Raw genomic sequence first — 15,168 nt, 5'->3', positions numbered from 1 at the left:
CTTAATAATTGCTTTGTAACCAGTTAATGGGATCAGATAAAAGCTGATATCCGAAAACAGGCGGTTATGTTTGGGGTGCCAAATCATAATCAAGCTTGTGAATGCTCTACAATAGCCTATGGAATAACGGTATGCCAAAAACCAATAATAAGTCCCTTGTGCCAATGATAAATAGTAATTTATCGACTCTGTTTTTCCTCGTAGTTAACAGTGCTCTATTAGCTGGTTGCTCAATGATGAACAGCGATTCAGAAGTTTTGGTGAAAAGTGAATTAGAACAAAAGCTCGAACGTTATACTGATCTAGAGCCAGAAATTCAGAGAATATTAGCACTTGAATCAGATATGCAAATTATTGTAGCTGAGCTGGCTAGGTACTCTACGCTCGGTGACGATCCTATGGGAACATCTACATCTGAAACCAGTGTGCAAGTCGGTAGCGTGCAATCCCCAAAAGCTGAAGATAATAATGGCGCTGTCACCAGAACTAATGTTACAGCTCAGAAAACGCATAATTGTGGTTCAACGTTAAATGGTGTTAGTGGCCATTGTAATGTGGAAATTGGGGTGCATATTGCAGCCTTTAGTGATAAAAAATCTGTGTTGTCAGGATGGCTTTACCTTGAAAAGAAATTGCCAACAGAATTAACCCGTGGCAAGAGGCCGTTGCGAGCAGAAATAGTGCAACAGAATATTGCTTATCAAAGTTTGAGAGTAGGGCCCTTTAACTCGGTGACTCAAGCTAAAAAAATCTGTGATGAAGCCCGACACTTAATATCTTGCGCAGTAGTTGAGTATCTAGGAAGCAAGGTGGGGAAATAATACCGTTTACTTTGGTTTAGGCGTAGGTATGTGCTGTTAAGTAGGTTTATATATGGTGTGGCACAAATTCAATGAGTTCATTTTCTTATACTCAATACCTTATATTATTACCAGGCTGTTTACTGCAAATTGTCTGAAAGTCTAGCCGCAACCTGTTAATTATATAAGTCGGCAACGTAATAGGGTATGAGAGTTGAAGCAGAAGACACTATTTGTTTATTATCGAATTGCATTATTCGAGCGTTGATAACAACTCCATGCTTATGTTGAGTCAGATAACCTGCAAGCACGTACTTAACCGATTCACTATAAAAATACCCTTCCATATCACTATGAAATGCAAAACTGCCTTCCTTGTTTAATAACAAAGCATCCATAAGGTGAATGTCAACCACAGGTATATTCTGACTTTGAAGTTGTCCTAATAGATTTTCACTTATTAATGCGCCTAGTTTTGAGGTGTCTTGAGACTCAGTATCAAAACTCACAAATGAAGACACAGCAATGGGGGTGTCCAGCATTGTGCCTCTGAGGTTTTTAAGTAAATCGTGGGCTAGTTTGCTGGTGTAGCTACTAATACGCTTATGAGTGTGAAATGTGTCAAATTCATCACTAACGCTGATATCCACTATTCCGAAATCTTCTTTATTGCTTACTTCAATGTCAGCTTTCGGAGCCTGGTGGGTTTCAGTGCCATTTATTCCACAGCCAGTTATCATCAGGCAACTGCAGCTCAAAGTGGTCAATAATGCGCGGTGAATGTCAGTTTTCGTTTTTAATAACATAATCTATCTTCTAATATAATGTATGAGAGTGCCATAGATGGCTTAAAATTATTCTATCTAGTAAAATCGAAGCAAAAATCAAGCCATATAAAACGATAACGATATGACACCTAGTTTGTAAATAACTAAATAAATTAGCCTTTTATATTTCGCCGCACAGAAAACAATTTATGCCGTAAGTGGGCAATTATTTGCCAGTTCTAGAGATTTTACGACTGTTATTACAAACTTTTTAAGTAAAAAAATGAATAGAGTTGAATTGTTTGCTTTTAGCAACTGAGTTTACAGAGGTAAATCCATTAAAGCTGGGGGATAGCGTACAGTTTGCAAGTTCAGAAGTAACTCTTTATAGTACCAATAGACCTGATTTTTTATGCCCCGAAAGTGTCTATGTTCAAGATATTTAAAGAAATTATTAAAATTAGACTAAATTTATTAAGGGAAGGGTCGATACAGATAGTGGCAAAGATTTTAAATGTAATGGCAATAATCTTTATAAACGTTGGCATTATTTATCAAACGCCATTTTACTGAGAAGTAAAAATTAAGGTTTACATTAACATTGTCGATACCGTTATTGAGAAACCGAGAATACGTCACAAAACATATGAGTTGCTATAATGCCTCTGAATTTAGTGTTACGTAATATTTGTTTTAAAACTTTTTATAATTTAATTATTGGAGATTATATGTTTAATCCAAACAAAATCACAAAAATATTAGGCGCTACTTTCATACTTGTAAGCAGCAATGCAGCATTAGCCGCCACAGCCCCAGGTACGGTTTCGGTGACTGTGCAAAACACCTTTAACTTAACTGAAACTCAAGTGTTAGATTTCGGAACGATTAGAGCGCAAAATGATAATACCAACGTTGCAAATTTTGCATCGCTGATAATTACGCCAAATGGTACAGCGACGCCATCTATAACCTCTGCATCAATAGGTGCCTCTACGATTACGTCTCTATCTACACCTACAATGGCAATATTTACGGTAGATTCCGCAGCACCATTTACGGATTTAGAAGTAACATTCCCTCCGAACTTCACATTAATAACAACAGGTGTTCCTGCTAATGCAGCGGTATTTAATATATTAAATGCTAGCTGGAAGGGCTATATTATCGGTGGTACTGACGATGGTACTACCATTACTGATGGTGGATTCATGGAAACAGATTCCACTGGTGCTGTTGTACTGCAAGTTGGAACATCGTTAGATACTGATATACTTGGTGCGACGACAACATCAGGTTATGTTGATCAAGCCTATACGGGCACGTATACAATGACAGTTGATTATTAAGTAAAGTTATACTAGTTTTTACAGTGTTTTTAAGGCGACTCACATATGAGTCGCCTTTTTTGTTATGAAATACAAAGTTTTTTTGGTGTGAAAATTGCTTTTGTTTTGTTTGTTGCAATGCAAGAGTATTAAAAATTGACTAATAAATATTTCCAAAATCCAATCAACTGTAAATTAATAGTAATTTTGTTGCTGTTATTTACGTCTATTGCTAATGCTGCGGTCACTGAAGTAGAAAAACTTGATTTTGGTACTTTAGCTGTTCTCAGAAATGATAGTGTTAGCGAAATTACTATTAATCTCGATAATCAAATAACCTTTACTAATCACATTCGAGTATTAGTACCAGGACATCGTGGGGAGTATTTACTTAGTTCTTATGAGCCTTTTAAAGAATTATTTATATCTGCTAATATAGTGCAGACTGAAACGAGTTCACCTGCGACCCCTTCACAACAGTTTACCCTCATATCACTTAGCTCCGTTCCGACGATCACTACTGATGCGAATGGCGATGCAACTGTTTTTGTCGGTGGTACAATTGCCAGTTCTGGTAATGCTGTTGGCATATACTATGATACTGCCTATACCGTTATTTTTGAGTTGTCAATTAACTTTTAACCTTGTCTGAGCAACATTCCTCTGGCCCTTTGCTTATTCTCATTTTTTTTCAATCGATAAAATATGTAATTAATACAATTTTAGATTGTGTCAATTAGTTGACACATATAAGTGAATATATAAAGGTTTCTTATTGTTTTTGTTGGTCTAATATTTGCTTAAATCAGATTGAGTGAGAGAACCCTATTCATTAGATGGGGGCAATACATTTTATAATTAATAACATAGGCATTAATAAGTAAATAAATTATGAAAAATAAAATTCGTATTATCATCTTAAAGTCCATTCTTTTTTTGTTCGTAGTTACCAGCAACTCATTACATGCAGGTATGCTGATTTCTCCAACTAGGGCAGCAATTAATGATCGCGAGCGTTCTGCAGAAATTATTTTGATTAATAATGGTGATAAAACACAAAGTTATCGATTGCAGTGGGAGCAGAAAAGAGCGTTATCAGAAGGAGGATATGTAGATTTAGATGAACAACAAAGTAAAAGTTTTCCAACGGCAAGCAATATGCTGCGGTTCAGCCCAAGGCAAGTGACACTTAAACCTAATGAACGACAAATTGTTAAACTTGGAGTGCGTCGGCCCAGAGATTTAGCCGACGGTGAGTATCGTTCGCATTTATTGTTTATGGCCTTACCTACAGAGGATAAAGTTGAGCAAACCAGCGGGGCGGCAGGCATACAGTTAAAATTACTTTTAAACTACTCCATTCCTGTATTTGTGAGAAAGGGTAAATTAGATTATGACATTGTTATAAATGAGGCTCATATTGACCAAAATGAAAAATCTGATGGTACCCAATATAAGATTATCGTTTCTTTTGAAAGGTCTGGTATACATGGCACTTATGGTTCAATTCAAGCTTATTGGACACCAAATAATAGTAAAGAAGAAGTTAAAGTTGGCACACTAAATGGAGTGAATTTATTTGCTGAACTAAACACAATTAAGCGTGAGGTGACGTGGCAACCGACCACCCCCCCAACGTCCGGAAAACTTCGGATTGCTTATGAAGGAGGACAAGAATTTTCTGGCAAGGTACTTGCTGAAAAAGTGATTGATCTTTAATTCGTTTAGTTGTTCAGGTTTTGATAGGAGGGAATATGAAATCAATTGTCAAAAAAGTTCTAATATGTTCCCTTTTAGTTTTGGCTCTAAATTCTTCTTACGCACAGTCTGACGGTAAGCCAATGACTGAGACGCAACGTAGTGCTTTTATTAAAGTGCTACGGAGCATTAATCAAAAATATGAATCTATTAGCAATTCATCTGAAATTGATTCAGAGCCTTTTACTACTGTAGATAATAATCAATTATCCCCTAAGGGGCAGCCAATTGTAACTGCTGACCCTAGAAACGATTTAAAAAATAATATAGTCATTGTGAATAACTCCCAAGATGATTTAGTTTCTGGCATTCCTGAAGGCGAAGACCTTGTCATGTCATTGTATGTTAATAATCTATACGTGGCCGAGGTGTTTGGCTATAAAAGTAGTAAAGGAGCCAAGATTAATGCCAGTGATTTATTTGAGATACTTGATTTTCCTATTGATATAGATTTTGATAAAAAGATTATGACAGGATGGTTTATTCGAGAGAGTAATAAGTTTGAATTTAATTTCAATGCTTTCATTGATGGCAATAATATGCCTAATGTATCAGTTAACGGTATATCGGGAACAGTTGGTAGCGCTGATTATTTAATTGAAGATAATAGCGTTTATGTCGAAGGTGATTTGCTATCACATTGGTTTGGACTTGGCCTAACTTACAAATTTAATGACCTACAGATCAAACTCATTCCTGAGGAAGCTTTACCCATTGAGACTAGACTTGCCAGACAGTCCAAAACGATAAATAAAACACAAAAGTCTTTACCAACCCGACCATGGAAAGAAACCCCTTATCAGATGATTTCTTCCCCTTTAGTTGATTTGCAAATTCAACATTCAGACAGCAGCAGAGACAACAGTCGCTTTTCGAGTTATTCCGCCTTAGGCAGTCATGATTTGGCATTTATGAACACTGAGTACTATGTTGCGGGTCGTTCAGATAATGAACTGAGTGATGCTAGGATAAAGTTTTCTAAAGAGTTAAAACCGGGGGCATTGGGATTTTTACCCGCAGCCAATATCAGTTTTGGTGACATTAATTCAGTGAATATTAACTCGGCCCGCACAGGGGGCTTAAGTAGAGGGGTTTCTTTTTCTAAAACCTTAAGCGAAGTTAATGATAATCAAAGGATCAATATTAATGGCGATATTCAGCCAGGCTGGGATGTCGAGCTTTATCAGAATAATATTTTAGTTGCAAATCAAACTAGCGTGGAAACAGGTCGTTATGAATTTGATAATGTCGATTTGTTATATGGTTACAACAATTTTGAAATTATTTCTTATGGACCGCAAGGTCAAGTGGAACATGATTACAGAGAAGTATTTATTGATTCAAATGCTTTATCAAGTTTGGAACAGGATTATGGCTTTTCGGTAATAGAAGTAGGTAAATCTTTGTTGTCGGTAAATGATGAACTCATTACTGAAAACAAAGGGTTATTGTTTGCTGGTTCTTATAGTCTAGGTTTAACTGATTGGCTTTCAGTGTCACTTGGGCAATCTTCTTTTTTCAGTGATGAATTCGAAAACGAGTTTAATTATAGTTTCGGGACAAATCTTACTTTATTTGAAAATATACTCCTACATGCTGATTTTAGCATCAACCAAAATAATCTACTTAGAAGTTATTTTACCGGCAGAACACAATGGTTGGGACAGTCATTGTTTTATAGTTTAAACCAACAGGATTACTCTTTGTTGTTAGAAGATGGTATGAATAAAAAAGTAACAGATAATCTGCACTTACTTAGAATGGGGGGGCAGTTACTTGATTTTAATAGTTATAGATTAAATTATAATAATCAATTTTCATACCGAGACGGCATCAATGGAATTGAAACAACACAATTTGTTAATCAACTATCCTTAAGTGCAGGTAGATTCGCTATTCAACACTCATTAGATTGGAAAAAAACACAAGACTCGACTAATTCAAGTGAAACAGTGGATGGTTATATGCAAATTCAACGGCAACTAGGTCGTGTATTTAGTCGCTTTTTGGTTGGATATTCGATTAAGCCGGAGACTGAAATTAATAGTATTAGAACTGAATTGAGTTGGTCAATATTTGAAAATTTACAATCAGATTTTAAATTTAACTATATTCCAAGTGCCGAACAATATCGAGCCGATTTAGGATTAACTTGGCGATATGATGCATTTACTGTTACAAATAATTTCAGTTACAACAATGATGACGAATGGTCAGTCGGATTATTTTTACGATTTGGAATTGGGTATGACGTGGATGGAAATAATGCATTTATGAGTTCTACTTCTCTAACCAATACAGGGGTGATGTCTGTCAGAGTATTTGAAGATGAAAATAACGACGGGATCTTTAATGAAGGAGAAACTCCAATAGAAGGGGCTAAAGTACGAGCGATACAAGCCCAACGCCAAGCAATATCGGGCAGTGATGGAATTGCTGTAATTAAAAACCTACCTGTTAATGTTACTACTGATATTGAAATTGACAGTAGTACCTTAAGCGATCCTTTCTTTATTCTTTCATCAAAAGGGGTTTCTATTACGCCTCGTAAAGCATTTCTTGGTAGGACTGAATACCCTGTTGTTACGTCGAGTGAAATCGACGGAACGATTTATGCCGTTGACTTAGATAGTAAGGAAAGAAGTCTAGCTTATGTCCCCATTGTGTTACTCGATGAAGAAGGAGCGGTGGTCGCGACAACTCAATCTGAATTTGACGGTTATTATTTATTTGTTGATTTGATTCCTGGACAATATTTTGTATCCATAGCTAGTGATTATTTAAAAAAACATAAGATGGAACATATAGATGATTTATCAGTAAATTTATCGGTGCAAGGAGATGTAATGAATGGTAGCGATTTTTTAATTAAAGATCTTGAATTTACTAAAGGTTATGTCGTTAAAATTGGAGAGTTTGTGAACCTACCGATGTTAAAAGTATATTGGCATTTAATTCAAAAACGCTATCGTGCTAAATTAAAACAAAGTGCTTTTTATGTAGTCGATGAAAATTCTGGACTATATCAATTGAATTTAGGTTTCTACCAAGACAAATCAAATGGTATTCAAGCTTGTGACACTGTGTCAGCCATTAATATAGAATGCTCGGTAGAAAACTTTGAATTTGTGCTTTAAATACATAGTCTTAATTGTAATTAGTTGCACCAACGACTTAATTAATACCACCTCGGTTTAGAAATGTTTCAGGAAGGTAAAAGTGGAAAATTTAATTTGCAAATCACTATTTTTAATAGGGTGTTTGATACTAACTGCCTGCAGTGGCATGCCAGAAGATGGATCAGATAACATGACTCAATTAGCTGTTAATGGCCAACAATTTGAGCCAATAAATCAACAGTTAATAGAAGATATGAAAACGCATCTCAATGAATGGAAGACTATTCAACCGAGTGTTGAGAGACTAGTTGCGCTGGAAGGGGAGTTAAAAGAACTGATTACTCAATTAAGTCAAATGGCTCAAGAGCAAACTTATACGCAGAAAGACTTATTAGACGAACAGCATGAAATAACTGTTGAGAAAGAACCAGTGCCTGAATTGGTAGAGATCTCGTCCGAAAAAGAATATATGAAGCAACCTGAGGTCAAACCTGAGACAGTCGTCGAAACATCTTATCAATTCAAAAACTCTACTGCCGTTGGTGTTCAACTTTATTCTTTAACTGACAAAAATGCGTTAATTGCAAATTGGAATGAATTACTAAATAAACACTCAAAACTACTTGTTAGCTATACGCCAATATATGAAGAGATCAAAGTAAGGGGGGAAACGTATTACAGAGTCAAAGTAGGCCCTTTTAACAGTCTACAACAGGCCAACCAATTATGTGCAAAACTTCAAGCTGTTAATACTCCTTGTTTTACAGTTCGGTACAATGGCGTACCTTTTTTATAATAGTTTAGTATTTATATTTTAATTAAATAGAGAAAATCCCCACTCATGAGTTTAAATCCGAGTCAGATATCTAGTCACATCAAAAATAAAGATTTTCTAATTGCAGAAGACGCCATTATAAAATTTATACAATTTAATAAAGATGATAAAAACACCTTAATTCTTGCTAAACCAGTCACAGAGAATATCTTACAGAACGTTTCGGATAAAAATAAAATAGAAAATGAAATTGTAGAGCAACTATGTAATGAGTATGCGACGGTAATATCCGAACTTTTTTGTCATCCACAATACAAACCAAGTCATAATATTATTAATTGGTTTTTAACTTGTAAATATGTGATTGAATGGTTGTTCAGTGCAAGTATCTGGAGAAATACTGATGCGATTATTGAGCATCTTGGTTTAGCTAAGCTAGATAAATTCGGTCAAATAAAATTAAACACTAACATGCAAAAGCTAACATTATTATTAGCTTTGATTTTACTTAGTAGTAAATTTAAACTGCCGTGGAAACTGTTGTTTAAAGCCAACCCTGCGATCGCACTAAGTTCATATATAGGGCTAGTAACTCAACCCATACCTGCTTTAAGTGTAGAGACTAATAAAGGGTTTAATCATTTGCTTGAATCGGCGAAAGATTTGCCAATGTTGGATTTACCAGTGATAACAGACCTAGGGAAACTTAATTACGGTTTTTTTAATTGTAGTTATGCTACATCTCCGAATAAATATGAATTTAAAAAGTGGCTAACTTCGCTGATCCGTCATAACTTGCATCAATGGGTCGATGACACCACAAAAAATAATATTGCTAATATGTCTTCTTTAAATCTTAGGGAAAAGCCTAAAGTGGCGGTTATGCTTGAGTTGTATTCTGAAAACCATGCAATGTACCGATGCTTTAATACTGGATTTATAAACCTGTCCGAAAAATACCAACTCATTGCATTCATCGATGAAGACGATGTTGAAGGCGCTGATTTAAGTGCTTTTGATAGAGTGGTAACTTTTGATGGAGTGTATAATATTAATGAAAACTCTAACCTCATTACCAATGAAAATCCAGATATTATTTTCTATACATCAATCGGTATGAAATTTTGGGGAGTATACTTAAGTCAATTACGTTTAGCTCCATTGCAAATCATGTTGGCAGGGCACCCATCCAGCAGTTTTAGTCCCGAAATGGATTATTGTTTACTATTTCGGTGGTCGACAAATATTGAACAGTTACAACCTTTTTTTAGTGAAAAAATAATAATGGGTGATATTCCCACAGATGGAGTAGGATTTCATACAATTCATAGCGGATTAAGCGACAGTTTTTTATCTGAGCATAATCATTTTTTAAATAGTGACGAAAAAATTACTATTGGTATTAATGGTATTCTGACGAAAGTTACTGCTGACGTAATTTATATATGTAAAAAAATTCAACAAGGTACGTCTAAAAAATTAACGTTTTTGTTTTTTTCTGGACACAAATCTAATCAATTAGCGTATCTTGCAGCGAAAAAGCAATTATCTAGAGAGTTGAAACATTTTGAGTTAATAAGTTTTACTGATTATATTTCTTATATGAAAACAATAAGTCAATGCCATTTCTTATTGCCAACACTGCCTTTTGGTGGATCTAACAGTAATATTGACGCGATGGTTTTAAATAAGCCTAAATTATTTATTCGAGGCACTGCACAGATATATACAGTATGTGATCAATGGGAATGGGAACGATTGGGTTTAGGGAATGAGTTAGGTTGTAACGATGAAAACGAATTGATAAGTAAATCTTTACAGCTAATTGATGACACTCAATATAGGAAGCACATTCATGAACTTCTTGTCGAAAAATGTAGTTTGAAAAAAATATTTCCTAAAAATGATGACGGCGATGATCTTCTTAGTGATGTGTTTGCTAAAGCTCTTGATCACGCGTTAAGCCATTCAAATTAATTATAATAGTGTTTTATTAAAACCTTGCTTTTATTTATTCTATGAATCAATAATAGCAAGATATTTATTGTCTATGATTAATCCAATAAAATAAAAGGATTCTGGATAAATATTAATCTAATCAGTTGAAAATTGATTTTAATTGTTCGATATTTGGAAAATCTTTAGTTATCAATTCTTCCAGTGGTTTATATATATATGGATTAGGGTATTTCCTATTAATAAATGTTGGATCTTCTATATTGTTATATCTGAAATGACAAGACCACCTTATATTGTTTGTTATATTATCACCTGATTGATGGACTAAAAAGGATGAAAAGATAACAATATCACCTTGCTCTACTTCAGCAGAAATTAACTGTTTTTTTTGTTTGATTGATAATTCGACTTTCCCAAATCCTTCTTCTACAGAAGTGCTAGTCAGGCCATTTTTGTGGCTTTCAGGTAAAATTTGGAGCGCCCCAAGGTCTTTATTAATGTCAACTAAGGGAACCCAAATAACCACTGAGTCCAAGGAACCTTGCATACTCCTCCAATCTTGATGTGAAAAAACAGTATGATAAATTTTCTTTTTCGCCAAACAGTGATGATTAAAATACATTACAGGTCGTGTACAAATATTAGGAAAAGATATTCCAATTGCTTTAAGTAATACAACTAATTTCTGATCAACCCCTAACGCGTGCAAGGAAATGAGATGTTGGACTGTTTTTCCAGTATTAACGAAAGCATCAAAATCCTTATTAAAAAGCTCAAACATAGCATGTGTAAATTTTTCACTATCACCTAAATCAGGTACTTCAATACCATGGATTGTCATTTGGTTGGCAAAGATAGTTTTAGCTTCGATTAATATTTTTTGTACAATACGTTTAGGTAAAAATGATTTAAGTATCACAAATCCATCTTGTTTATATTTTTCTTTATCACTATTACTAATCATTTTAATGCCTCTTTAATTCGGCATAACCAAAACCAGTATCACCAAAACCATTACCATTATAAAACATTAATCTTTTATCTTTAACATCAACAATATGAGGGTATTCCACCATTCCACTGTCCCAATCTGTTTCATTATCAGATGTATTTATACATAAATCGGAGTTATCTAACCTATGCCACTTCATTCCATTATTTGATTCGGCATAGCCAATTTTATAGCTATTTTGTTTGTCAGTTCTGTAGTTAGTGTAATTTCTATAGGAATACCACATTTTATAAATACCATCTTCTTTAACAACTGAGGCCTTAACTATTCCTGCTTCATTTTCGCTCTTGAAGTCGATTGCAACATACCCTTCTCTATTCCACTTTATGCCATCATTAGATTCAGCATATTTTATATGGTATCTGGGTTCGGGTTTACCGTTGACAACTTTCCATCCTGTACAGGATAAATACCAGTTCTTCCAAATCCCGTTATCAATAATGACACAGGTCGTTCCTGAGAAATATGGCTCTGTATAATTTCTATCCCATAAAGGACCTTTTGAGAATTTTTGAAAACTTTCCCCATTGTTCTCACTAATAGCTAAGCCGACAGAGTTATGGTACGAAATTTTATTACCCACGTTCCAGCCAATATAATATAGATACTTTTTATTCTTATAATTTATTATCCATGAAGGCATTACTCCAGAATCGTCGAAAGTTCCTAGATCCCCTAGACTTAAGATGGGGTCTTTTGATACGTCGAGAATGTTACTTGGATTATCGGCATCCACGATGACGAATCCAGGTAAAGTTTGATTATTTTTATCTCGAGTAGAGTAATATATTTTTAAAATGTTTTGTTGCTCTAAAAAATCAACTACAGGAACTTGGGCATGAGATTGGCTCCAAATTAGAGATTTATTGGGAACAAAAACTAATCCTTTTTTAATCCATTTGCTCAAAGGTTAAAATACCTCATAACTTATTTTACCTACTATTTTTTTCGCAGGATTTCCTATATAAACTGACCACTCTTCTGTTTTTGCAGACACCAGTGAGGCACTCATAGCTAATAAAGTACCCTTTGCAACATGGCAGTCATCTCTGATGGTAGAGTTCACGCCAAAGAAACAGTATGGCTCAATAGTACAGTGTCCTGACATTACAACATGTGAAGTAAAGAAAACATGATCTTTGATCTCACTATGATGGCCAATATGATTTCCACTCCATAAAACAACATTATTACCAATTTTGGTAAAAGGTTGAATGGTATTGTTTTCCAAAATAAAACAATTTTCGCCAATAACGTTGTCAAATAACGTCGCTTTGGAACTAATATAAGATATGAATTGATAACCTTTATTTTTTCCTTCTATATAAACAGACTCTCTCAGTCTATTCATATTTTTACCAATCATAGGAGCAAATAATTTAAAGTCACTGTTTGGAAAAGTATCAACAATACTCTCGAAATCAATCACCGGTAACCCTTTAAATTCATCAATGTTTTTATATTTTTTATGAACAGTAAAGGCCACAACCTCGTGTATAGAATCATTAGTAATATAATAATGTGCTAATTCGGCTAAATCTTTAGTTCCAAAAATTATGATTTGTGCCATTTTATTTATATATGTATACGGTATATTCATATAAACCGTAATCATTCCTAATTATAAAGTTTCTTGAAACTTCTTTTGTCAAAAAATCAATAAGTTGATCTGTAGGCAAATGAAACAGTTCTTCCCTTTCCCAATCAACAGCTTTAGACATGACATTAAAAGCAATTCCTTTATTTGTTATTAGGAAAACTCGTTTAATCATTTCTTGAAAATATGACCACATTTCACTAAAAGTTAACTCTCGTTTTTCGGTAAAAACACCGTTAAGTACTACATAATCAAATTTTGGCAGTGTGGATAGATCCATATCTAACAGATCAAAACGATAAAAATTAATGTTAGGGAATTTATCTTTACTCAAAGATATAAATTTTTCAGAAAGATCAGCGCCAGAATAGTCGACAACATTCTTATATTTTTCTTGCTTAAGAACAAACTCTAGTAGATGAGCTGCGCCACAACCAAAATCTAGAAGCTTATTTGATGACGTTAATTCATTTTTAGGAATAACATCTAGCATTACTTCATAACGTTTTAACGCATCTTTTTTATTAGGCCAGTCAACACCGTGATGATTGTCTCCATGTTCATCAAGACAGTCCTCGTAGTGTTCTACTATGCTCTTATAATTTTTATTCTTCATTTCAATTTAGCGCTTCTCTTAGAATATGGTTACTTAATAATTTTTGTTCATTATCTTTAACCCTGACCTGATTTATAAAATCTTTTCTCTTCAGGTTGGTACCATTCTTCACGGCTTGTTGCTAACCTCGATTTATAACCAAATACCTGTAACCCTTGCTCTGATAATTCGGATTCTACGTCATACCCTAAATATCGTGGATAATCAAAAAGAGGCTTCTTCCAAGGAACTGTGAAAACAGGATTTACTGCTCTTCGCTGCTCATCTGTTAAGTTTTCACCAGCTGCATGCAAAAGATTAGAGTGAAACATTACAATACTCCCTGCTTTTGCTACGACTCGGTATGACTCCTTTAGAAAGTGAGCAGTACTTGGTGTTTCTTTTATTTTGTGTGACCCAGTTAATAAATGAGTTGCGCCGTTTTCCAAAGTGAAATCGTCTAACAAAACCATAGTATTTAACATTAATCTATGTGGCAGAAACGTGCGAATATCCCTATGAATATTGTGAGCATGAGTCGCTGTTGACTTTATGTTTTTACCTCCACCAAATGTATGCAGTATAAAATTGCCATTAAAATAGGCGTAGATATATTTATATAATGGGTAATCTAAAATGAAATCAAAAAAAACATTGCCGGGTTGAGGTAAATGATGAGCCATTTCTTCCGAATTTATGATGTTGTTTTTTTCCATAATTTGTTGGCATTCAACACAAGCGACATCTAGGCCAGTTCTTAATTTTACTAGTGTTGACTCATTTATGACTTGATTAAAAACAACCCATCCATCATTGTCTAATTTTTTTGTTAAATTCAACTTCTGTCATTTTATTCTCTCAATCACATTGCTACTTAACTAATTTTATTAAAGATTGGATCACTAGACATTAGATAATCAATTATGGACATACCAGGTATAAATGTTTCAGTGTTTAATTGTTTATATGTTTGTAATTTTGGTGTAATGAATTTCAATATCAAATTTTGCTCTGAAAAATCTTCTTCATTATATAATGCCTTACCACCGGGTAAATTAAAGTATTCAGTCCCACCTAGTTTTTTTGTCAGGTCTATTATTCTATCTTGTGCATTACCCCAATCATCATTTTTGGATAACTCGGAAGAAAGTATAAACTTAGTATTCATACCTAAATATGATGCAATCTCTATTAAGGCGTGTGTAAGATAGTTGGCTATATTTTCTTCAGGATAGTCAATTATTTTAGATACTAACGGAAATATTGCATTGAAGTTTGGTGCCTTACAATATGCTAATTGAATTTGTTTTTTAATTTTTGCTAATGCTCTAACATCGTTTGTAATCAAATGTTCATTGATTTTTCTATTTTGACTGGTTTTTTGTACCGGTAGTGTAATGTTTATTATATTACCATTGTGCACTATTCTATTTTTATTGATCCAACCCCTTTTAATGTAAT

14 protein-coding genes are annotated in these 15,168 nt (G+C 34.2%); 7 read left to right on the top strand and 7 right to left on the bottom strand.

Annotation, left to right across the window (positions count from 1 at the left end):
• The first annotated feature begins 131 nt into the window (after nucleotides 1–131).
• Nucleotides 132–821: a hypothetical protein gene (locus tag GARC_RS15090; RefSeq protein ID WP_007621668.1), complete on the top strand. Its 690-nt coding sequence runs from the start codon at nucleotides 132–134 to the stop codon at nucleotides 819–821.
• A 155-nt stretch (nucleotides 822–976) separates the two neighbouring features.
• On the opposite strand, the gene GARC_RS15085 is transcribed toward GARC_RS15090, so the two are convergent.
• Nucleotides 977–1,606, bottom strand: a complete 630-nt coding sequence (locus tag GARC_RS15085; RefSeq protein WP_007621667.1) for a FlgO family outer membrane protein — start codon at nucleotides 1,604–1,606, stop codon at nucleotides 977–979.
• 620 nt (nucleotides 1,607–2,226) lie between these two features.
• Here GARC_RS15085 and GARC_RS25995 point away from each other — a divergent pair.
• From GARC_RS25995 to GARC_RS15055, 6 genes are all read left to right on the top strand, one after another.
• On the top strand, nucleotides 2,227–2,913 hold the full coding sequence (locus GARC_RS25995; RefSeq protein ID WP_052151514.1) for a hypothetical protein: 687 nt from the start codon (nucleotides 2,227–2,229) through the stop codon (nucleotides 2,911–2,913).
• Between the two features lie 186 nt (nucleotides 2,914–3,099).
• Nucleotides 3,100–3,534 carry a DUF4402 domain-containing protein gene (locus tag GARC_RS15075; protein ID WP_161603935.1) on the top strand — a complete coding sequence of 145 codons (435 nt, stop codon included), beginning with the start codon at nucleotides 3,100–3,102 and terminating at the stop codon, nucleotides 3,532–3,534.
• A gap of 249 nt (nucleotides 3,535–3,783) precedes the next feature.
• Complete coding sequence (locus GARC_RS15070; protein ID WP_007621664.1) at nucleotides 3,784–4,611, top strand: fimbrial biogenesis chaperone; 828 nt, start codon at nucleotides 3,784–3,786, stop codon at nucleotides 4,609–4,611.
• 35 nt (nucleotides 4,612–4,646) lie between these two features.
• Complete coding sequence (locus GARC_RS15065) at nucleotides 4,647–7,787, top strand: MSCRAMM family protein (protein ID WP_007621662.1); 3,141 nt, start codon at nucleotides 4,647–4,649, stop codon at nucleotides 7,785–7,787.
• Between the two features lie 82 nt (nucleotides 7,788–7,869).
• Entirely contained in the window at nucleotides 7,870–8,565 is a 696-nt protein-coding gene (locus GARC_RS15060) for an SPOR domain-containing protein (protein WP_039989810.1), read from the top strand.
• 45 nt (nucleotides 8,566–8,610) lie between these two features.
• Nucleotides 8,611–10,521 (top strand): hypothetical protein, encoded by a 1,911-nt coding sequence (locus GARC_RS15055; RefSeq protein ID WP_007621659.1) that lies wholly within the window; start codon nucleotides 8,611–8,613, stop codon nucleotides 10,519–10,521.
• Between the two features lie 121 nt (nucleotides 10,522–10,642).
• On the opposite strand, the gene GARC_RS15050 is transcribed toward GARC_RS15055, so the two are convergent.
• From GARC_RS15050 to GARC_RS15025, 6 genes are all read right to left on the bottom strand, one after another.
• The gene (locus GARC_RS15050) at nucleotides 10,643–11,467 is read right to left on the bottom strand and encodes a phytanoyl-CoA dioxygenase family protein (RefSeq protein WP_007621658.1); all 825 of its coding nucleotides are present in this window, start codon (nucleotides 11,465–11,467) and stop codon (nucleotides 10,643–10,645) included.
• A 1-nt stretch (nucleotide 11,468) separates the two neighbouring features.
• Nucleotides 11,469–12,422, bottom strand: coding sequence for a glycoside hydrolase family protein (locus GARC_RS15045; protein WP_007621657.1), 954 nt, complete (start codon nucleotides 12,420–12,422; stop codon nucleotides 11,469–11,471).
• A gap of 3 nt (nucleotides 12,423–12,425) precedes the next feature.
• Entirely contained in the window at nucleotides 12,426–13,115 is a 690-nt protein-coding gene (locus GARC_RS15040; protein WP_007621655.1) for an acetyltransferase, read from the bottom strand.
• Complete coding sequence (locus tag GARC_RS15035; RefSeq protein ID WP_007621654.1) at nucleotides 13,087–13,728, bottom strand: class I SAM-dependent methyltransferase; 642 nt, start codon at nucleotides 13,726–13,728, stop codon at nucleotides 13,087–13,089. Before GARC_RS15035 ends, GARC_RS15040 begins: the two co-directional genes overlap by 29 nt.
• A 56-nt stretch (nucleotides 13,729–13,784) precedes the next feature.
• On the bottom strand, nucleotides 13,785–14,546 hold the full coding sequence (locus GARC_RS15030; protein WP_007621653.1) for a phytanoyl-CoA dioxygenase family protein: 762 nt from the start codon (nucleotides 14,544–14,546) through the stop codon (nucleotides 13,785–13,787).
• A 35-nt stretch (nucleotides 14,547–14,581) separates the two neighbouring features.
• Nucleotides 14,582–15,168: WbqC family protein (locus GARC_RS15025; RefSeq protein ID WP_039989809.1), on the bottom strand; the 587-nt coding region annotated here is incomplete at its 5' end.

The sequence above is a fragment of the Paraglaciecola arctica BSs20135 genome (assembly GCF_000314995.1).
GTDB classification, from domain to species: domain Bacteria; phylum Pseudomonadota; class Gammaproteobacteria; order Enterobacterales; family Alteromonadaceae; genus Paraglaciecola; species Paraglaciecola arctica.
This window is presented reverse-complemented; position numbering and strand designations above follow the sequence as displayed.